This window comes from Flavobacterium sp. 38 (genome assembly GCF_057799715.1).
This window is the reverse complement of the sequence record NZ_JBYNWZ010000001.1, coordinates 286,132-307,967: the sequence shown is the minus strand read 5'-3', so window position 1 is coordinate 307,967 and position 21,836 is coordinate 286,132. Positions and strand designations below refer to the sequence as shown.

The following is a 21,836-nucleotide window of genomic DNA, read 5'->3' as shown; positions in this document are numbered from 1 at the left end:
AAAATAAAAAGTACCTATGCATATTAGAAAAAACATAAAAAATATACGTTTATGGGCAATCGCAGCTGGAGTTCTTTTCTTGAATTCTTGCGCTAAAAAAGAAGATGCATTTGTAAACAGAAAAGTTTCTTTTAATGCAGATTGGAGTTTTCATCTTAATGATAGTATAATTGATAAAGACACTATCGGAACTTCAACCAAATGGAGAGCTTTAAACGTACCTCACGATTGGAGCATCGAAGGAAAATTTGATGAAAAAAGTCCTGGCGGTTACGGTGGAGGATCGCTTAACGGAGGTTTAGGCTGGTACAAAAAAACATTTAAAGTTGCTGCACAAGACAGCACAAAAGTAACTTCAATTACTTTTGATGGCGTTTACAGAAACAGTGAAGTTTGGGTAAACGGTCATTATTTAGGAAAACGTCCAAATGGCTATATTGGCTTTCAATATCAAATCTCTAAGTTTTTAAATTATGGAGAAAAAAACAACGAAATAATTGTTAAGGTTGACAATTCAAAACAGCCTAATTCACGCTGGTATTCGGGTTCAGGAATTTTTAGAAATGTCTGGATCGAAACCACAGATAAATTGCACGTTGGATTATGGGGAACTTACATTACAACTCCAAAAATTACAGCTGAAAAAGCTTCGGTAAATATTGAAACAACGATTAAAAATCAATACAAAGAAGCTAAAAAGGCAACTGTAATCACAACTATTTTTAAAGAAGACAAAGAAGTAACATCGGTTACTCAAGATATAACAATCAATGCTGGCGAAAACCAAACTTTAAACCAATCGGCTGAGGTTGAAAATCCTGCATTGTGGTCAGATGAAAACCCGGAATTGTATACGGCAGTTACCGAAATTTCGCTTGACGATAAAATAATCGATCAATACAAAACCACTTTCGGAATCAGAGATTTTAAATTTGATATCAACAAAGGTTTTATTTTGAATGGAAAGCAAGTCAAAATAAAGGGAGTTTGTATGCACCACGATTTAGGTCCGTTGGGTTCAGCAATCAACACACGCGCTATCGAACGTCAGTTGGAAATCCTAAAAGAAATGGGTGTAAACGGAATCAGAACTTCTCATAATCCTCCCGCTCCAGAACTTTTAGAACTTTGTGATAAAATGGGTTTCATCGTGATGGACGAAGCTTTTGACATGTGGAAACAAACGAAAACCAAATACGATTACGGAAACGATTGGGACAAATGGCACAAACAAGATCTAATTGATCAATTACTGCGCGACCGAAATCACGCCAGTATTTTTATGTGGAGTATTGGAAATGAAATTCCAGAACAATGGAGCCAAACAGGTGTTGAAATTGCAAAAGAATTAGCAGCCATTACACGTGAGTACGATAAAACACGTCCGTTGACTGCAGGAATGAATCCACCGGTAAACATGAATATTGATGCGGTGACTTTGCAATTTGAGAAAAAAGATGTTTCTATTAATCCGCTTGCAGGATCAGGAGTTTTAGATTTGATTGGCTACAATTATGCGCATCAGACATTTGAACATCATTTGAAAAATTTCCCAAAAACGCCTTTCATTGCAACTGAAACGACTTCGGGTTTACAGACGAGAGGATATTATGATGCGGTTTCAGACACCATCAAAAAATGGCCAGTAAGATGGGATCTTAAATTTACAGAAGGAAATCCTGGAAATACCGTTTCAGCTTACGATCAAGTGCAGACACCTTGGGGTTCAACGCACGAAGCAACTTGGAAAATCATTAAAAAACACGATTTCTTAGCAGGAATGTACGTTTGGACAGGTTTCGATTATATCGGAGAACCAACTCCATACGAATGGCCATCGGTAAGTTCGTATTTCGGAATTGTCGATTTAGCCGGTTTCCCGAAAGACGTATATTATATGTACCAAAGTGAATGGACGAAAAAAGATGTCCTTCACATTTTTCCACATTGGAATTGGAAAGCGGGACAAACGGTTGATGTTTGGTCATATTACAATAATGCCGATGAGGTAGAACTTTTTGTAAACGGAAAATCAGTTGGAAAAAGAGCTAAAAAAGGAGACGATTTACACGTAATGTGGAGAATACCTTTCGAAGCAGGAACGCTTAAAGCGATTTCTCGTAAAGGCGGAAAAGTAGTTTTAGAAAAAGAAATCAAAACCGCTGGAAATCCTTCACAATTAAAATTAACTGCAGACAGAGCTACAATAAAAGCTGATGGAAATGATTTGTCTTTTGTAACGGTTGATATTTTAGATGCTAACGAAACTTTAGCGCCAAATGCGAATAACGAAATTAATTTCTCTTTAAAAGGAGACGGAAAAATCGTTGGTGTTTGTAGCGGTGATCCAGTAAGTCACGAACCGTACAAAGGAATAAAACACACGGCGTTGGCTGGAAAATGTTTAGTGATCATTCAATCTTCAAATAAAACAGGAAGATTAGAATTAACTGCTAAAGCAAACGGATTAAAACAAGCCGCGATTGTAATTACGGCAGAATAATAAGTTTGCGCTCCTGCAATCCCGAAGCGTCGGGAAAAACCTTGTAGGTATGAATTTAAGGCATAGATTTTAAAAAATATATGACGACAAATTACACAAATTACCGCGAATTATAATTTGTGAAAATTTGCGCAATTTGTGGTAAAAAACACATACAGCTATGTGCTTTTAAACAAATGAAATGCCTTTTTAACGCAAAGAAAAGCTATGATTCTATGTGTTAAAATTAGTAAAAGTTTAAACCTACAAGGTTTTGAAAACCTTGCAGGATGAAAAAATAAAAAATAACCAAATGAAAAAATCACATTTAAAAACCCTGTTCTCGATTTGTGCTTTTGGACTTCTAACCGTTCCAAATGCTTCAGCACAAATTCAGAATGCAGACGTATTAAACGCACCGATCGATATCAGCAAAGATTTTCAGAACTATTTGAACACCTTTTATTTTGCAGATGAACTAGCTTCTTTTGACCCGGCAACAGGAAAAGGAACTATTAAATATTTGAGATACAATTACAAAACGCGTCAGGCTTTCAACAACATGATGATGAAACCAGATGTGGAAAAAGCCAACGAATTCCCAACAACAGAATACGCAGAATCTCCAGTTTTGCCTTTTGAAATTCAGTTTGTTTCTGATAGAACAATTAGAATCAAAACCACTTCTGGACCGCAATTTCATCCACAAAAAGAGTCATTAATGCTGGTTGACGGCGTAGCGCCAAATCATCCAGAATTATGGAAATATGCTAAAATCGAAGACGGTCACAGTTATACAAGCAAACATGGAAAAGTCGAAATTTTGACAAAACCTTGGCACGTAAAAATCTACGATGAAAAAGGAAAACTGCTGACAAGTACGCTTCACGATACGGATTTTAAAAATACGTACACGCCGACACTTCCGTTTTCTTATGTTCGCAGAAACAGCGATTATTCCAGAAGTATGGGTGCAGCGTTCAGTTTAGAACCAGATGAAAAAATATTTGGTTGTGGAGAATCCTTCACACAATTCAACAAACGCGGTCAAAAAGTAGTTTTATGGACGGATGATGCCAACGGAATCCAAAATGAAACGATGTACAAACCGATTCCGTTTTACATGAGCAGCCGTGGTTATGGAGTTTTCATGCATCATTCAACCCCAATTACAGTGGACTTTGGAAAATACTTTTCAAGTGCAAACGAAATGTACATTGGTGATGACGAAGCCGATTTGTTTTTCTTTATCGGAGAACCAAAAGACGTTTTAGATCAATATACAAACTTGACAGGAAAAGCTGCAATGCCACCACTTTGGTCATTCGGTTTCTGGATGAGCCGTATTACGTATTTCTCAGAAAAAGAAGGACGTGACGTTGCCAGAGATTTAAGAAAATACAAAATCCCAACAGATGTAATTCACTTTGATACAGGTTGGTTTGATGTAGATTGGAGAAACAATTACGAGTTTGCAAAATCTCGTTTCCCAGACGCGACAAAAATGATGTCTGATTTAAAGAAAGACGGTTTCCAAGTTTGTCTTTGGCAATTGCCATATTTCACTCCAAAGAATACATTGTTTCCAGAAATCATGGACAAGAATTTGGCAGTTAGAGACAGAAAAGGAAATCTTCCTTACGAAGATGCTGTTTTAGATTTCTCAAACCCTGAAACGATTTCTTGGTACCAAGGAAAATTGAAAAAATTATTTGATGAAGGCGTAGCGGTTTTCAAAGTAGATTTTGGTGAAGCTGCACCGCCAGACGGAATTTATCATTCTGGAAGAACAGGTTTCTACGAGCATAATTTATATCCGTTGCGTTACAACAAAGCCGTTGCCGAAATCACTCAGAAAGAAAAAGGATATACTTTAATCTGGGCGAGAAGCACTTGGGCAGGTTCTCAACGTTACCCATTACATTGGGGAGGAGATTCTGAAACAACAAATGGTGCAATGTCGGCAGAATTACGCGGCGGACTTTCATTAGGGCTTTCAGGATTCAGTTTCTGGAGTCACGATGTTGGAGGTTTCGCAACAAAATCTCCTGAGAATATTTACAGAAGATGGACACCATTCGGAATGTTAACGTCGCACGTAAGAAGCCACGGAGAGCCACCTCGCGAACCTTGGTTATACAGCAAAGATTTCTTGGAAGGATTTAGAAAAGCAGATAATATGCGTTACGAATTAATGCCATATATCTACGCTCAAGCTAAAGAAAGTTCAGAAAAAGGATTGCCAATGATGCGTGCTTTATTTGTAGAATATCCAAATGACCCGGGCGCTTGGCTAGTTGACAATCAATATTTATTCGGTTCAAGCATGTTAGTTGCACCGCTTTTTGAAGAGGTTGAAGAAAGAGATGTTTACCTTCCAGAAGGAACTTGGATCGATTATCAAACTAAAAAAGTGTATCAGTCAGGATGGCATAAAATCAAAGCGGGCGAAATTCCTATTATTGTTTTGGTGAAAGACGGAACAGCAATTCCGCACATCGGTTTAGCGCAGTCTACAAAAGATATGGATTGGAGCAAATTGACGTTGAAAGTTTTTGCAAGTGATAAAACAAATGCCGCTTCCGCGAAAGTTTACCTGCCAAACGGAGATGCGTTACAAGAAATCAAAGTAACTAAAAACGGAAATAATTTCGAAGTAAACGCAAATCCATTAAACGGAAAAACCACTTTCAAAACGGAGTGGGTAAAATAAAAGTTAGTTCGCCACGAATTACACGAATTGCACTAATTTAAATTGATAACCGCAAATTACACAAATTTCCGCTAATTAAAATTTGTGATAATTTGTGCAATTTGTGGTTAAAAAAAATATAGCCACAGATTAAAAGGATTAAAAAGATTAAAAAAAATCTGCTCAATCTGCTATCCCGATAGCTATCGGGAGCGAGAGAAAAGAAAAAAATCCTTTCGAATCCTTTTAATCTATGGCAAAAAATTAAAAAAATATTATGAAAAACTATCTAATTCTCCCAGCCGTACTGCTTTCGATCACAATCGGATACAGTCAGAAAACAAAAAATGCTTATGAACTGGCTTCACCAAACGGTCAGAATAAAATCAAATTTGAGTTAGTAAAAAATGCTCCAAAATATGGCGTTTCACACGGAAAAACCGAAGTGATTTCGCCATCAGATATGGGATTTTTACTAAAAGGAAATGAAGATTTAAGTACCAACTTCGAAATCAAAGGAGCCAAAACTTCCACTTTTGACGAAACTTGGGAACAAGCTTGGGGAGAAAAGAAAAACATTAGAAATCACTACAACCAATTAGTAGTCGATTTACAGCAAAAAACAGGAAACAAAAGAAAATTGCAAATCCAGTTCCGTGCGTTTGACGACGGAGTTGCTTTTAGATATGTTTATCCAAAACAAAATGTGAAAGACAGTATTTTCATTATGGATGAAAAAACTACTTTCAACCTAAAAGAAGACGGAAAAGCATGGTGGATTCCAGCAAACCGCCCAGACCGTGACGAATATCTGTTTAAAGATGCTCCGGTAAGTACTTTAGATACCGTTTTGACTCCCCTGACAATTGAAAGCAAAAGCGGATTGGCGTTAAGTTTTCACGAAGCCAACTTGTACGATTTTGCAAGTATGACTTTGGTAAATACAAAAGGAACAGAATTAAAATCAGATTTAGTGCCTTGGGCTGATGGCGTAAAAGTTCGCGTAAAAGAGACGTTCACATCATCTTGGAGAACCATTCAGATTGGAGAAAATCCAGGTGAATTAATCACGTCTTATTTGATATTAAATCTGAACGAACCAGACAAATTAAAAAACACAGCATCTTATTTCAAACCATACAAATATTTAGGAATTTGGTGGGGAATGCACATTGGGAAATATACTTTCTGGGAAAGTGACAAGCAAGGTGCAACAACTAAAAATGCCGAAACTTACATTGACTTTACAGCAAAAGAAGGTTTCAATCACTTATTAATCGAAGGTTGGAACAAAGGCTGGACACCAGCTTGGTACGAAAATCGCATGCACATGTTCAGCTTCACGAAAAGTGCGGATAATTTTGACTTAGAAAAAGTAGTAGCTTACGGAAAAAGCAAAAACGTAGAATTAATAGGATACCACGAAACAGGTTCAAACTTAATCAACTATTTAAAAGAAGTTGACGAAGGTTTTGCTTTATACAAAAAACTAGGAATTCATACCGTAAAAATCGGTCACGTTGGCTCGAAGTTGAATATGAAACAAATGCACTTCGGACAATTTGGAGTGAATTATTTCAGATACATTTTAGAGAAAGCAGCGCAATATGATTTAGCCGTTTTATACCACGAATCTATTAAAGATACCGGAGAAAGAAGAACGTATCCAAACATGGTTTCGAGAGAAGCAGCGCGCGGACAAGAATATAACGCTTGGAGCGAAGGGAATCCGCCAAACCATTTGAGCATTATTCCTTTTACAAGATTGCTTTCTGGACCAATGGATTTCACGCCTGGAATTTTTGATGTTGAGGTAAAACAAGGTTATCCAGGAAAAAGAATTCAAGGAACCGTTGGGCAGCAATTGGCATTGTACGTAGTGCTTTATTCTCCAATTCAGATGTTGGCCGATCTTCCAGAAAACTACGAAGGAAAACCAGCTTTACAATTCTTAAAAGATGTTCCAACAGATTGGGAAGACACTAAAATTGTAGAAGGAAAAATCGGTGAATACATTACAACAGCAAGAAAAGACAGAAAAAGTGCTGATTGGTATTTAGGCACTTTGACTAATGAAAAACCAAGAAAAGTTGAGGTTTCATTATCATTTTTAGATCCGAACGCCACTTACGAGGCGCAGATTTATGTAGATGCCGAAGGAACAGATCAAAAAAATAATCCGGAAGCAGTTGCCATTTCGAAGAAAACAGTAAAAGCATCAGATAAATTACAATTGAATTTAGGCGGTGCCGGCGGTGGAGCAGTAAGATTTAAAAAGTTATAATTCGTAGAGACGCACAGCAGTGCGTCTAACATATAATTAGACAATAAAATATTTAGCCACAGATTAAAAATCATTAAAAGATTTATGCTCTCGCAGATTTAGCAGATCAAACAGATTTTTTAATATTGAATTCTGTGTAAGAAATATAACCGCAAATTTCACAAATTTTCGCTAATTAAATTTGTGATAATTTGTGCAATTTGTGGTTAAAAAAACCATTTCCAAATGAAAAAACTTTTAATAGCAGCAGTTTTAATTAGTTCAGTCCATTTGATGGCACAAAACCGAACGATAAAAGTTGATTACAGCAAATCGGCTGGAAAATTAAACACCATGTTTAAAGAATGCATCGGAGCGGGAAGAGCCAACGAAGGACTTCGCGCCGACTGGCAGCAGCAATTGGCATTGGCAAAAAAAGAATGTGATTTTAAATACATTCGTTTTCATGGTTTATTGTCTGATGATATGGCAGTTTACCGTGAAGATTCAAAAGGAAATCCAGAATACAATTACCAATACGTTGACGTTTTGTTCGATTATATTTTGAGTTTAAAAATGAAACCATTTGTCGAATTAGGCTTTATGCCGAATGCACTGGCAAGCGGAAAAGAAACTATTTTTTGGTGGAAAGGAAATGTTACGCCTCCAAAAGATTATAAAAAATGGGAAGATCTAATTAAAAATCTAACCCAGCATTTTACAGAAAGATACGGAGTTGAAGAAGTAAAAACATGGTATTTTGAAGTTTGGAACGAACCAAACTTGTCTCCAGGTTTCTGGTCAGGAACTCAGGCCGAATATTTCAAATTATACGATTATGCAGCCCGTGGCGTAAAAGCCGTAAACAAAGACTATAAAGTTGGCGGACCAGCAACGGCGGGTGCAGGATGGGTTCCTGAAACTATTGAGTTTTGCGAAAAAAACAATGTTCCGATGGATTTTGTATCGACACATACCTATGGCGTAAATCAAGGTTATTTGGACGAATTCGGAACTTCGGGAACCGTTTTGAGTCCAGACGAAAACAGCATTAGCGGAGACGTTATCAATTCGCGTAAGCAAATCACCAATTCGGCCAAACCCAATTTAGAATTGCATTATACAGAATGGAGTTCGTCTTATACGCCAGCAGATCCAATTCACGACAGTTATCATTCGGCAGCTTATATTTTGCAGAAATTAAAACAAGTTGGCAATGCAGCCAACTCCATGTCCTACTGGGTTTTTACCGATATTTTTGAAGAACCTGGACCAAGATTTACACCTTTTCACGGCGGTTTCGGATTATTGAATACACAAGGAATCAAAAAACCAGCGTATTTCTCGTATCAGTTTTTAAATAAATTAGGAGAAACAGAACTTCAAAATTCAGATAAAACTTCATGGACGACTAAAAATGCAAAAGGTGATGTGCAAATTTTGCTTTGGGATTTTACTAATACACATCCAGGCGAGAAAATGTGGAATCAGACGTATTATGTTAAAGATCTTCCATCAAAAGAAAAAGGAACGGTAAAAGTAGAAGTTGACGGATTGCAGAAAGGGAAATATACTTTAGAAATTTATAAAGTAGGTTATAAAGTAAATGACGTGTATGCCGATTATCTGGCTTTAAATAAACCAAGTCAATTGACGCGTGAACAGGTCAATGCTATGAAAAAGAAAAATAACGGAGACCCAATTGCAACAGAAAAAATTACAATCGACGCAAAAGGAACTTTTTCTAAAGAATTAAAAATCAATGAAAATGATGTTGTTTTTCTAAATTTGATAAAACAATAAATTAAAAAAAATAAACACATAGAAACATAGATTTTTTTCTTTGTGAATAAAAGAAAATGGAAAGAAACTAGTTTCTCACACATAGAAAAGCTATGTGAATTTAAACAAGTGTAACGCCTTTTTCGAATGGTAAAACTATGATTCTATGTGTTAAAAAAAATATTAATCGGGATTAAACAAAAAACCACAAACATTATAAAATATAATTATTAACTGGATTTGCAGATGATGCGTGCGGAATCAAAATCTTTAAATCTAAAAACATCTAACTATCTATGAAAAACAAAATGATAATGTTGTCAGCGGTTGTTTTTGCCTTATTTGCTTCTTGTAAAAATGATGCACAGACAGCAGCTTCAAATTCGGCACAAACCGAAGAATATGTAGGGAAAGAAATCGGAACAGAGCATGACGCAGAAATCGACAAATTGATTTCGCAGATGACTTTAGAAGAAAAAATCGGAATGCTTCACGGAAACAGTATGTTTGCTAACGCAGGCGTAAAACGTTTAGGAATTCCGGAATTAAAAATGGCAGACGGACCGCTAGGAGTTCGTGAGGAAATCTCTCGTGACAACTGGGCGCCAGCAGGATGGACAAACGATTTTGCAACGTATTATCCAGCAGGCGGAGCATTAGCAGCGACTTTTAATGCAGAAATGGCTCACAAATTCGGAAGCAGTTTAGGAGAAGAATTACGCGCAAGAGACAAAGACATGTTGCTTTCGCCAGCAATTAATATTGTGAGAACACCACTTGGAGGAAGAACGTATGAATATATGTCAGAAGATCCATTCTTGAACAAAAAAATTGCGGTGCCGTTGGTAGTTGGTTTACAAGAAAAAGATGTTATGGCCTGCGTAAAACATTATGCGGCAAACAATCAAGAAACAAATCGTGATTTTGTTGACGTTCAGATTGACGAGCGTACACTTCGCGAAATTTACCTTCCAGCTTTTGAAGCGACTGTGAAAGAAGGAAAAGCATACAGCATAATGGGCGCTTACAATAAATTTAGAGGAGAATATTTATGTGAGAACGATTATATGCTAAACAAAATCCTTCGTGATGAATGGGGATTCAAAGGAGTCGTAGTTTCGGATTGGGCTGCGGTTCATTCTACAGCAAAATCTCTTAAAAGCGGTTTAGATATCGAAATGGGAACTCCAAAACCATTCAACGAATTTTGGTTAGCAGATAAATTAATTGCTGCAGTAAAATCGGGAGAAGTTTCAGAAAAAGAAATTGATCTTCATGTAAAACGTATTTTACGTGGTTTATTCCATATCAAAGCAATGGGCGGCGGAACACGTGCAAAAGGAAGCATCGCAACAGAAGCACATTACAAAGACGCTTACGAAATTGCTGCTGAAGCTATTGTTTTATTGAAAAACGAAAATAATGCGCTTCCGCTAAAATTAGATGGAGTAAAATCTATTGCCGTAATCGGAAACAACGCTACAAAGAAAAATGCCCTTGGCGGATTTGGAGCGGGTGTAAAAACAAAAAGAGAAGTTACGCCACTTGAAGGTCTAAAAAACAGACTTCCTTCATCAGTAAAAATCAATTATGCTGAAGGATATTTAGAGCGTTACGACGAAAAAAATAAAGGAAATTTAGGAAATATCACTTCTACAGGACCTGTTACAATTGATAAAGTTGATCCAGCAAAAATTAAAGAAGCAGTAGAAGCAGCTAAAAATTCTGATGTTGCCATCATTTTTGCAGGTTCAAACCGTGATTATGAGACGGAGGCTTCTGACCGTAGAGATTTACACTTGCCATTCGGACAAGAAGAATTAATCAAACAAGTAGTAGCAGCTAATCCTAAAACTATTGTGGTAATGATTGCCGGTGCTCCATTTGATATTAATGAAGTAAGCGCAAAATCATCAGCTTTGGTTTGGAGTTGGTTTAATGGTTCTGAAGGCGGAAATGCTTTAGCAGATGTTATTTTAGGAAAAGTAAATCCGTCAGGAAAATTACCTTGGACAATGCCTAAAAACATCATGGATTCTCCAGCGCACGCAACAAAAAGTTTCCCTGGAGACAAAACCGTAAATTATGCTGAAGGACTTTTGGTAGGATACCGTTGGTTTGATACTAAAAATGTAGCGCCATTATATCCTTTCGGTTACGGATTATCGTACACGACTTTTGCTTTAGAAAATGCAAAAACAAACAAAACCGATTACGCACAAAACGATGTTATTGAAGTTTCGGTTGATGTTAAAAACACAGGAAAAGCGGACGGAAAGGAAGTGGTTCAAGTATATACTTCTAAATCGGATTCTAAAGTGACACGTGCTTCAAAAGAACTGAAAGGTTTCAAAAAAGCAACAGTTAATGCAGGAAGTTCAGAAACAGTAACGATTAAAGTTCCTGTAAAAGAATTGGCTTATTACGATGTTACTTCAAAAAAATGGGTAGTAGAACCAGGAAAATATACTATTAAAGTAGGAACGTCTTCAAGAGACATCAAAAAAGAAATCGCAGTAACAGTTAAATAACCCAGTTATTCTTCTTCTTTATTATAAATGAAATTGACGCCAGCCTATTTAAAGCTGGCGTTGATTTTAAAAACTTAACTTAACTTAAACCAAACCAAATAAAATGAAAAAAGCCATCAAAGATTACCTCTTGAGTTTTATTTTATGTTTTGCTTTTTTGGGAGTTTTAGCCTGCAGTTCAGACAAGGAAGAAAATCCTCCAGTAAGTATAAAATCGTTAGGAGCTAGTACAGAAAAAATTGATTTTGAAAGCAAAGAAAAAACTATTGAAGTAACAGTTAATTCTAATGGAATTGCATGGACTATGACGAGTCCTGTAAGTTGGATAAAATTAAGCCAAAGCGCTGGAAGTTCTGGAACTACAATCGTGAAAATTACCGCTTTAGAAAATACAGCTGCATCGATAAGAAATGCGGTGGTCACATTAACAGGAAGTCAAGTTCCATCCGTGTCAATTTCAATTTCACAGGCAGCGGCTGAAGCAACAGCCTTATATCCAAGTTACAATACCAATCCGATTGCGGCAGACGCTTCGGGCATGGGAAGTTCGGCGGTTGAATTGGCGGCCAAAATGAAACTGGGTTGGAATATCGGAAATACTTTGGAAGCAACAGGCGGAGAAACCGCTTGGGGAAATCCGAAAGTGACAAAAGCTTTAATCGATGCCGTAAAAGCAAACGGATTTAATGCTATTCGAATTCCGTGTTCTTGGAATCAGAATTTAGAAAACGCTGCAACAGCAAAAATCAAAACCGATTGGTTAAATCGTGTAAAAGAGGTCGTTCAGTATTGTGTTGATAATGATATGTATGTTGTAGTGAATATTCATTGGGACGGTGGCTGGCTGGAAAACAATATTACCGAAGCCAAAAAAGTAGAAAATAACGCCAAACAAAAAGCTTTCTGGGAACAAATCGCAACGCACTTACGCGGATTCGACGAGCATTTACTTTTTGCAAGTGCCAATGAACCTGCTGTTGAAGATGCCGCACAAATGGCGGTTTTAAATTCGTATCACCAAACTTTTATTGATGCTGTTCGTTCAACCGGAGGAAAAAATGCAACTCGTGTTTTGGTTGTTCAAGGCCCAACAACAGATATCGAAAAAACAAACAAATTAATGACTACATTGCCTACTGATAAAGTTACAGGAAGAATGATGGTCGAAGTGCATTATTATTCTCCTTGGAATTTTGCCGGTTTAACCAAAGACGAAACTTGGGGTAAAATGTTCTACTATTGGGGAGCTGGTTTTCACTCCACAACCGATACGGAACGAAATGCAACTTGGGGCGAAGAAGCCGATCTAGAAAAGAATTTCAAACTAATGAAAACGCAATTTGTAGATAAAGGAATTCCAGTTTTGTTAGGAGAATTTGGAGCAATTCGCAGAACAACTTTGACTGGAGACGCTTTGACTTTACATTTAAATTCAAGAGCATATTATTTAAAAACGGTGGTCAAAACAGCAAAATCAAACGGACTTTTACCTTTTTATTGGGATGAAGGAAGCATCGGAAATAATGGTTTTGGAATTTTCAACAGAAGTGATAATTCTGTCTTCGATACAAAAGTTTTAACCGCTTTAAAAGAAGGTTTACAGTAAAAAATCTTTTAAAACCATATAAGTGATATAAGTAAATGTAATTGCAATAGCTAATTGAAATTTAAAAAAGCTTATATCACTTATATGGTTTAAAAAACATAAAATTAGAAAAATGAAAAAAATAATTGTTTTTATTTTATTGATAGTTAGTGTTATAGCTAATGCTAATGTTAGAATGCCTTTACTGTTTTCTGACGGAATGGTATTGCAACGAAACAAACAAATTCCGATTTGGGGTTTTGCTGATGCTAATGAAAGTATCGAAGTGCATTTTAACAAACAAATTAAAAAAACAACAGCCGATAAAAACGGAAAATGGACGCTGAATTTAAGTGCAGAAAAAGCGGGCGGACCATTTGAATTAATCATTATCGGAAAAAATAAAATCACGATCAAAAATGTTTTGGTTGGAGAAGTTTGGATTTGCAGCGGACAATCGAATATGGAATTTCAGGTTTTCAAAACGATGAATTCAGAAAAAGAAATTGCAGATGCTAATTACCCAATGATTCGTCATTTTGGCGTGGCGCAAGATTTAAGCGGAACTCCAAAAGACGATTTAAAACAAGGAAAATGGGAAGAAGCCAATCCAGTAAATGTTGGTAATTTTACGGCAGTTGGTTATTATTTCGCCAGAAAATTATATTCAGAATTAAAAATTCCAATCGGAATCATCAATACTTCTTGGGGAGGAACCAATGTAGAAACGTGGACAAGCCGTGAAGCTTTCGAAAACAGCTCAGAATTCAAATCGATGATTGCCAATGTTCCAACGGTAGATATCAATGCTATTTTTGAAACGTATAAAAAATCGGTTTTAGACAATTTGAAAAAAGTGCAGGGTTTTGAAGTTTCGATGGAAAACGAAGAGCAGTTTAAAAATGCAAATTTTCAAGATAAAAACTGGCCTGAAATAAAAGCGCCTTCAATTTGGGAAAACCAGCAAATCGGAAACATTGACGGAATTGTCTGGATGCGTAAAACTATTGTTTTAACTGCAGAGCAAGCTAAAAAAGAAGCCGTTTTACATTTAGCAAAAATAGACGACGAAGACAAAACCTATGTAAACGGCGTAGAAGTTGGAACCAATAATCTTTGGGACAAACTAAGAATTTACAAAATTCCTGCAAATGTGCTGAAAGAAGGAACAAACGTAATAGCAGTTAGAATTACAGATTACAGTGGCGGTGGCGGAATCTACGGTGATCCCGAAGATTTGAAAATTGATTTTAAAGATTCTAGTTTACCGTTGGAAGGACTTTGGAAATTCAATGTCATAAAAGTGAGAATCGAAGTTTCGCCAAACAGCTATCCATCGTTATTGTACAATGCGATGGTAAATCCGCTCGTTCCGTATGCGATTCAGGGCGCTTTATGGTATCAGGGCGAAGCCAATGTTTGGAGAGCCAAACAATACAAAAAAGCATTTCCGTTAATGATTAACGATTGGAGAAACAAATTCAAACAAGGCGATTTTCCATTCTATTTTGTGCAGTTATCCACTTTCGACGAATTCGGAGGCAACAGTCAAAAAGGAAGCCGTTGGGCAGAACTTCGCGAAGCACAATCAGAAACTTTAAAATTGCCCAATACCGGAATGGCCGTGACAACCGATATCGGAAACGCAAAAGACATTCATCCAACCAACAAACAAGACATTGGTTTACGTTTGGCGTCAATCGCAATGAATAATATTTACGGTAAAAAACAAGTTCACAGCGGACCAACTTATAAATCTAAGGAAATAAAAGGAAATCAAATCATCCTAACTTTCGATAACATCGGCAGCGGACTTTCAACGCCAAATAACGATGAATTAAAAGGTTTCGAAATCGCAGGTGCAGACAAAGTTTTTCATTCCGCGAAAGCGATAATTAAAGACAACAAAATCATAGTTTCGAGCGAAAAAGTTCAAAAGCCAGTTGCAGTGCATTACGGTTGGGCAGACGACGATACAAGTATTAATTTGTTCAACAAAGAAAAATTCCCAGCATCGCCATTCAGAACCGATAATTGGGAAATGGTTACAGAAAATGAGGTTTATAAAGTGAGTAAATAAGTTCTTAGTTTTTAGTCCTTAGTTCTTAGAAATGAATAATATTTGGGCGTGACCCTACCGAGATAAGAAGGCAAACATACTTTACGAAAATACGCCTTCTTATCTCGGTAGGGTCGGGCTATCCGGGCTACTTCGGTAGCTTCCTCCTATCCCTCACGCAAGCAAAGCATTAATGGACGTTTTGTTTGTCATTCCGAGGAACGAGGAATCGCACTAGGAATTTCGCAAAGAGAATTATCAATCTTTGTAGATTTACGAGTGTGATTCCTCGTTCCTCGGAATGACAAAATAGGAGACGATAAATAAAAACCAAAACAACAAAGCCTATGAATTCAAAAATCATAAAAAAAACATTTTACATTTTACTTATAACATCTTTCTGCGCAAAAGCCCAATCCTCTCAAAAATTGTGGTACAAACAACCCGCAGAATTCTTTGAAGAAAGTCTGGTTTTAGGAAACGGAAAAATGGGTGCAACGGTTTTTGGTGGCGTGAATTCAGATAAAATTTATTTGAACGATATTACGCTTTGGTCGGGTGAGCCGGTAAATGCAAACATGAATCCAGAAGCGTATAAAAACATTCCGGCAATTCGCGAAGCATTAAAAAACGAAAACTATAAACTTGCTGAAGAACTGAACAAAAAAGTTCAAGGAAAGAACTCTGAATCGTATGCACCTTTAGCAACCTTAGAAATAAGCAATGCAGAAAAAGGAAAAGCGACGAATTATTACAGAGAATTGGATATTTCGAATGCAGTAACAAAAGTAAGTTACGAATTAGACGGTGTAAAATATACACGAGAATATTTTGTTTCGGCGCCAGATCAGATTATGGCTGTCAAATTTACAAGCAGTCAGAAAGGCGCTTTAAATTTTGATGTTAATTTGAAAAGCCTTTTAAAATCAAATTTAGAAATTCGAAACAATACCATGATGATGACAGGTACCGCGCCAATTCATGAAAATGCGGGTTATAATGTGCCATCAAAATACCTTCAGATACCAGAAAGAGGGACAAGATTTACGACTTTGCTTCAAATCAAAAACACAGAAGGAAAGGTTAGTAATAACAGTTCTACAATAACGGTAAAAAATGCATCGGAAGTTATTATTTACATTTCGGTTGCTACAAGTTTTAATGGTTTCGATAAAAATCCTGCAACAGAAGGTTTGGATGATGTTACAATAGCAATGCAAAATCTTAACAAAGCAACTTTAAAATCTTTCGATAAATTAAAACAAAGCCACATTGCCGATTTTGAGAAATTCTATAATCGTGTCAATTTAAATCTAGGAAAAACTAGGGCTCCAGATTTACCAACAGACGAACGTTTATTGCGCTACGCTGACGGAAAAGAAGATAAAAATCTCGAAATTCTGTATTTCAATTATGGAAGATATTTACTAATTAGTTCATCTAGAACTTTGGGTGTTCCTGCTAATTTACAGGGATTATGGAATCCTTATTTAAGTCCGCCGTGGAGCAGCAATTATACCATGAATATTAATCTGGAAGAAAATTACTGGCTGGCAGAAAACACCAATCTTTCAGAAATGCACGAATCGCTTTTGAGCTTTATCAAAAATCTTTCGGTAACAGGAAAAGTAACAGCCAAAACATTTTATGGGGTAAACGAAGGTTGGGCGGCAGCACACAATTCAGATATTTGGGCAATGACCAATCCTGTTGGACAATTTGGAAAAGAAGATCCAATGTGGGCTTGCTGGCCAATGGCTGGCGCATGGCTGAGTACTCACATTTGGGAACATTATATTTTTACACAAGATCAAAATTACTTAAAAAAAGAAGGATATCCGTTAATGAAAGGCGCAGCCGAGTTTTGTTTAGGCTGGTTAGTGACCGACAAAAATGGAAATTTAATTACATCGCCTTCAACTTCGCCAGAAAACCAATACAAACTGGCTGATGGATTTGTAGGAGCAACATTCTACGGAGGAACTGCCGATTTAGCAATGATTCGAGAATGTTTTGACAAAACCATAAAAGCATCAAAAGTATTGAATACCGATGCAGCTTTTAGAGATAAATTAGAAAAAGCATTGGCAAAATTGCACCCGTATCAAATTGGCAAGAAAGGAAACCTGCAAGAATGGTATTTCGATTGGGAAGATAATGACCCGAAACACCGTCACCAATCGCAATTGTTCGGACTTTTTCCTGGGAATCATATCACTCCAGTTAAAACTCCAGATTTGGCTGAAGCCTCAAAGAAAACTTTAGAAATAAAAGGCGACGAAACCACAGGCTGGTCAAAAGGTTGGCGAATCAATCTTTGGGCAAGGCTTTGGGACGGAAACCGCGCTTATAAAATGTTCCGCGAATTATTGCGCTACGTAGATCCAGATGGAAAGAAAACCGAAAAGCCAAGAAGAGGCGGAGGAACATATCCAAATTTATTCGACGCGCATCCGCCATTTCAAATTGATGGTAATTTTGGAGGCGCTGCAGCCGTTGCAGAAATGTTGGTGCAATCAGACGAAAACGAAATTAGATTATTGCCAGCTTTACCAGACGCTTGGGAAGAGGGTTTTGTAAAAGGCCTTTGCGCTCGAGGCGGATTCGAAATTGAAATGACTTGGAGTAATAAGAATCTTCAGAGAGCTGTTATTTCTTCTAAAAAAGGAGGAAAAACAACTTTGATTTTTGGCGATAAAAAACAGGATATTATTTTAAAAAAAGGAGAGAATAAAGAGATTGTTTTTTAAATACATTTGTCACCCTGAGCGAAGTCGAAGGGCGTGCCAATTGGGGCGTGGCTTCGACTCCGCTCAGCCTGAAAAACGATATAAACCCGACAGGTTTCTAAAACCTGTTGGAATTTGTTGTTAAAAATGCTTCGGAGAAGCGTCATATTTATAGAAAACAAATGATCAAAAACGTAAAGAGCTCCAGCGGAGCGACATATTATTCATTAGGAATAAATTTATATGTCGCTCCGCTGGAGCTCTTTTATAATGGCATGATTTAATTTCTATAAATATTTCACTCCTCCGGAGTTTTCTTCTTATTATTTCTGACCTTGAAAAGGTCAAATATTTATAGAAGTGACATTGTCTAGACGTACGACCCCGAAGGGGGCGAATAATTAGGTGCGTAAATTTTTTCTATAAACATATAATCCCTTCAGGATTAACTGTAAGTCGAGTAAACCCGACAGGTTTTTAAAACCTGTTGGGTTTAAACTTTGTATCGAATCAATTAATTAATCCAATTTATAATTATATCCTAATTGCACATAAAACGGAATCATAGGCGTGGTTTTAAAATCTTGTGTCATTACTTTTCCAGCTCTTAAAGTGAGATCGCTTTTGCCGAAAGAATAACCGCCTTGAATTCCGAAATTAAAATTTCCTCCCGTTGTGGGTTCGTACCAGCCATTTTTAACTTCTGGATAAACATCTTTATAAATTTCAGAATGTTTAAAATGCGTTACAATCGCTTTATCAAAACCAAATTCTCCTGCGACAAACCATTTCGGTTTATAATAGCCCATTGTAATCGAAGCATCGGCACCAAAATTTTGTAAAGTCACAATCGGATTTCCGTATCTTCTGTAAATTCCGTGAATTGCTGCGTTGAAACGGAAATTTTCAATTCGATAAATATGTATTTGTCCACCGATTTTGGTTTTAAAATCATCAAAAATAACTTCGCCTGATGCAAAAGAAATCGAACTTTCGAGAATAATTGGCATTTTGGTTTTTAGATGATAACCGTAACTTAGTCCGTAAACAAAACTATAATCCCAACCAGCATTGGCATTCAAAATATGTCTTTCTTCGCTTTTTAAATTTTCCCAGTTGATGGTTTGCGATTGTAAAATGTTAGAATACAGAAGTGAAAAAAGAAATGTGATTATTGCTAGTATTGCTTTCATGTCAGTTATTTTAGATTGTTTAAATAATTCAATACTAAAGGCTCGACATTTTCCCATTTGAAGTAAATCATTTCGTGGCCTGTTCCTTTTACTTCTTCAATTTCAGAAACAGGAAAATAAGCTGCTTCTTTTTGTGCAAAATTTAATCCGTAAGACTTGTTCAATTCGCCATATAAAAACAAAACTTTAGTCTGATATTGATCGAGATTTGTAGTAAAATCAAAACCTTCATTTTCTGAAATATCTATAAAACTTTCTAAAACCGTGGTTCCGATTCTCCAGAGCGGAGAAGGTCCAGGAATTCCCTCTGTATTTCCTTTTGCATAAGAAAAACTCGAAGAGATTCCGTATTTATAATCTAAAATAGCATGCTGATTTTCTTTCCCAGTTATAAATTGATCGACATACAAAAGATTGCTCGTCACCTCAGAAAAAATGTTGATTTTACGGCTCATTTCTCCATATTCGTCTAGCAGTTTTTTGTTGAGTCCGCCTGGTTCTGCCAAGATTAAGCCATCAATTTTATCAGGATACGAATTCACATAGGCCGTTCCGAGCATGGCGCCCCAAGAATGTCCAAATAGAAAAACTTTCTGACTGGGAGAAGTTTTATAATATTCAATAACTGCTGTGAGATCATCTAAAACGAGCTGAATAGAATAACTTTTTTTATCATGTCTTTTGGATAATCCCGAACCTCGCTGATCGTAAAAAATGACGTAATAACCGTCATCGGCAAGTTCTTGTACGTTTAATCCGTTTCGGTAATCAGAACCTGGACCGCCGTGTAAAAAGATGAGCATCGGATTATTTGAGTTTCCGAAAGTTTCGGCATGCAGCTGTGTCCCGTTTACAAAAATCGAAGGAAGTGATGAATCTTCATCGACGGTTTTTGGAACCAAATATCCAGATTCATTAATGTTATTTTCATTTTCACATCCAATAAAAAAGAAAATTAAAACAGCTAGTACAGCTGAGTAAAGTAAGTTGGTTTTCATTGCAAGAATTGATTAAAATTTCTGCAAAGATGCGCTCCAGTACTATGCTGGTCGCCCCAACTTGTAAGGTGGGGCTTTTTTTTTTTAAGGTTCTAAGATGCTAAGGGGCTAAGCTTCTAAGTTTTTTTACTACCGAAATTTGCTCGCAATCCCGATAACTATCTGGAGTGGAGTCGCAAAGTTTTCTAACCATATAAGTCATGTAAGTTCATTTTAGCAAAACTGAAATTATCTTATATGACTTATATGGTTTAGTCATTTTAAATATTCAGAAGGAGAAAGTCCGGTCACTTTTTTGAAGTTTCGGTTAAAAGCTGTTTTTGAATTGAAGCCACATTCAAAAGCAACCGAAAGTAGAGTATATTTTTCGTTTTCAGGAAGAAGAATCAGTTTTTTAAATTCTTCAACTCGTTGTGAATTGATGTAATCATAAAAGTTTTTTCCTTCGGCGGAATTGATAACCTGTGAAAGAATGTTGGGATGAATATTTAGTTTTTGAGACAATTCGGCTAAAGTCAGATCAGGGTTTTTATAGAGTTTTTCATCCTTCATAATCTGCGTTAATTTTTGATGAATGGATTGAAGTTCAACGTTGCTTAAACCTGATTTTTCATATTTAATTTTTTCAGCAGCATTTTCGATTTCGATGCTTTCGTTAGAAGAAATATTCAAAACTAAATTTTCGGCGATTGTTTGATTGGTAAAAATCCCAACTTGTTTGATTCCGAAATAGCCAATAAACATCAGATAAAAAACGACAAAAGAAAAGATGTATTCGTCTTCAAAAAAAATGACGACGCACCAAATAATACTCGAACCTAAAATTAAATATTGCAACCAACGAAGATTGATTTTTTCGCTTGACGAAAATTGATCAGAAATATTTTTCTGGTGTTTGGAAAGTTTTCTTAGCGAAAGCAAAGCATAGGTTATTCCAGAAAGTAGAATGAAACCGTATAAAACCAAAATCAGATTTTCGTAGCCTTTGCCTTCATTTTCGAAGACCTTTAATTTTTCAGAAAAAGGAAGTGTAAAAAACGGCATCAGAAATAAAACCGCAATTATAAAAGGTAGAAAATGCAAAAGATTGTATTTTTTGTACAGATTCTGATTCGTTAAAGCTGAAGTATACAAATACAAAAATGGACCTTGTAGCAACGGCATTGGAAGTTCAAAACCTAAAAGAAAAGGAAACGAAGCAAAATCTTTTTGATAATGCAGGTAATACAAAAACAAATGAAAACCAGTGCAAAATAACCAAAGCGCCAAAATTTTATCGGCTTCACTTTTGTTTCGTTTGCTTGCGAGAATAACAACCAGAAAAAAGGTAATTATAATGCCCGTTAAATACAACATATTGGTTTTTGATTTTAATTAAATCAGTTGTTGGAAATAAGGAGCAAGATAAAATATTTCCTGCAAATATTTGAAGATGAAATGTTTTGGATTTGTTATTGTTTAAAAGTCGTTGATCCCGAATGTCACCCTGAGCGGAGTCGAAGGGCGCTCCAATTGGGACGGG

The 21,836-nt window shown here is 36.4% G+C and carries 11 protein-coding genes; 8 read left to right on the top strand and 3 right to left on the bottom strand.

Annotated features, from left to right (window positions below; all coding sequences use genetic code 11):
* Positions 1-16 precede the first annotated feature (16 nt).
* The 8 genes from AC3E9W_RS01350 (at position 17) to AC3E9W_RS01315 (ending at position 18,144) form a co-directional block, all read left to right on the top strand.
* On the top strand, positions 17-2,503 hold the full coding sequence (locus AC3E9W_RS01350) for a glycoside hydrolase family 2 TIM barrel-domain containing protein (RefSeq protein ID WP_488766415.1): 2,487 nt from the start codon (positions 17-19) through the stop codon (positions 2,501-2,503).
* A 292-nt stretch (positions 2,504-2,795) separates the two neighbouring features.
* Positions 2,796-5,195: a glycoside hydrolase family 31 protein gene (locus AC3E9W_RS01345; RefSeq protein ID WP_488766414.1), complete on the top strand. Its 2,400-nt coding sequence runs from the start codon at positions 2,796-2,798 to the stop codon at positions 5,193-5,195.
* 256 nt (positions 5,196-5,451) lie between these two features.
* On the top strand, positions 5,452-7,458 hold the full coding sequence (locus tag AC3E9W_RS01340) for a glycoside hydrolase family 97 protein (protein WP_488766413.1): 2,007 nt from the start codon (positions 5,452-5,454) through the stop codon (positions 7,456-7,458).
* A 225-nt stretch (positions 7,459-7,683) separates the two neighbouring features.
* Positions 7,684-9,240, top strand: a complete 1,557-nt coding sequence (locus AC3E9W_RS01335; protein ID WP_488766411.1) for a GH39 family glycosyl hydrolase — start codon at positions 7,684-7,686, stop codon at positions 9,238-9,240.
* A 275-nt stretch (positions 9,241-9,515) separates the two neighbouring features.
* Positions 9,516-11,750: a glycoside hydrolase family 3 C-terminal domain-containing protein gene (locus AC3E9W_RS01330; RefSeq protein ID WP_488766410.1), complete on the top strand. Its 2,235-nt coding sequence runs from the start codon at positions 9,516-9,518 to the stop codon at positions 11,748-11,750.
* Positions 11,751-11,853: 103 nt separating this feature from the next.
* Positions 11,854-13,356, top strand: coding sequence for a cellulase family glycosylhydrolase (locus tag AC3E9W_RS01325; RefSeq protein WP_488766408.1), 1,503 nt, complete (start codon positions 11,854-11,856; stop codon positions 13,354-13,356).
* Positions 13,357-13,468: 112 nt separating this feature from the next.
* Positions 13,469-15,415: a sialate O-acetylesterase gene (locus AC3E9W_RS01320; RefSeq protein ID WP_488766406.1), complete on the top strand. Its 1,947-nt coding sequence runs from the start codon at positions 13,469-13,471 to the stop codon at positions 15,413-15,415.
* A 326-nt stretch (positions 15,416-15,741) separates the two neighbouring features.
* On the top strand, positions 15,742-18,144 hold the full coding sequence (locus AC3E9W_RS01315) for a glycoside hydrolase family 95 protein (protein WP_488766404.1): 2,403 nt from the start codon (positions 15,742-15,744) through the stop codon (positions 18,142-18,144).
* A gap of 497 nt (positions 18,145-18,641) precedes the next feature.
* Here the strand turns inward: AC3E9W_RS01315 and AC3E9W_RS01310 are convergent, their stop codons facing one another.
* The 3 genes from AC3E9W_RS01310 to AC3E9W_RS01300 all read right to left on the bottom strand — a co-directional run bounded on the left by AC3E9W_RS01310 (position 18,642) and on the right by AC3E9W_RS01300 (position 21,670).
* Positions 18,642-19,316: a hypothetical protein gene (locus AC3E9W_RS01310; RefSeq protein WP_488766402.1), complete on the bottom strand. Its 675-nt coding sequence runs from the start codon at positions 19,314-19,316 to the stop codon at positions 18,642-18,644.
* 5 nt (positions 19,317-19,321) lie between these two features.
* Positions 19,322-20,314, bottom strand: coding sequence for an alpha/beta fold hydrolase (locus AC3E9W_RS01305; RefSeq protein WP_488766400.1), 993 nt, complete (start codon positions 20,312-20,314; stop codon positions 19,322-19,324).
* A 255-nt stretch (positions 20,315-20,569) separates the two neighbouring features.
* Positions 20,570-21,670, bottom strand: coding sequence for a helix-turn-helix domain-containing protein (locus AC3E9W_RS01300; RefSeq protein ID WP_488766398.1), 1,101 nt, complete (start codon positions 21,668-21,670; stop codon positions 20,570-20,572).
* Positions 21,671-21,836: the final 166 nt, after the last annotated feature.

Excerpts from the sequence above, each read along its gene's own strand:
- AC3E9W_RS01305 (WP_488766400.1), bottom strand. The coding sequence starts at position 20,314 with ATGAAAACCAACTTACTTTACTCAGCTGTACTAGCTGTTTTAATTTTC.
- AC3E9W_RS01315 (WP_488766404.1), top strand. The coding sequence starts at position 15,742 with ATGAATTCAAAAATCATAAAAAAAACATTTTACATTTTACTTATAACA.
- AC3E9W_RS01340 (WP_488766413.1), top strand. The coding sequence starts at position 5,452 with ATGAAAAACTATCTAATTCTCCCAGCCGTACTGCTTTCGATCACAATC.
- AC3E9W_RS01320 (WP_488766406.1), top strand. The coding sequence starts at position 13,469 with ATGAAAAAAATAATTGTTTTTATTTTATTGATAGTTAGTGTTATAGCT.
- AC3E9W_RS01300 (WP_488766398.1), bottom strand. The coding sequence starts at position 21,670 with ATGTTGTATTTAACGGGCATTATAATTACCTTTTTTCTGGTTGTTATT.
- AC3E9W_RS01345 (WP_488766414.1), top strand. The coding sequence starts at position 2,796 with ATGAAAAAATCACATTTAAAAACCCTGTTCTCGATTTGTGCTTTTGGA.
- AC3E9W_RS01310 (WP_488766402.1), bottom strand. The coding sequence starts at position 19,316 with ATGAAAGCAATACTAGCAATAATCACATTTCTTTTTTCACTTCTGTAT.
- AC3E9W_RS01330 (WP_488766410.1), top strand. The coding sequence starts at position 9,516 with ATGAAAAACAAAATGATAATGTTGTCAGCGGTTGTTTTTGCCTTATTT.
- AC3E9W_RS01350 (WP_488766415.1), top strand. The coding sequence starts at position 17 with ATGCATATTAGAAAAAACATAAAAAATATACGTTTATGGGCAATCGCA.
- AC3E9W_RS01325 (WP_488766408.1), top strand. The coding sequence starts at position 11,854 with ATGAAAAAAGCCATCAAAGATTACCTCTTGAGTTTTATTTTATGTTTT.
- AC3E9W_RS01335 (WP_488766411.1), top strand. The coding sequence starts at position 7,684 with ATGAAAAAACTTTTAATAGCAGCAGTTTTAATTAGTTCAGTCCATTTG.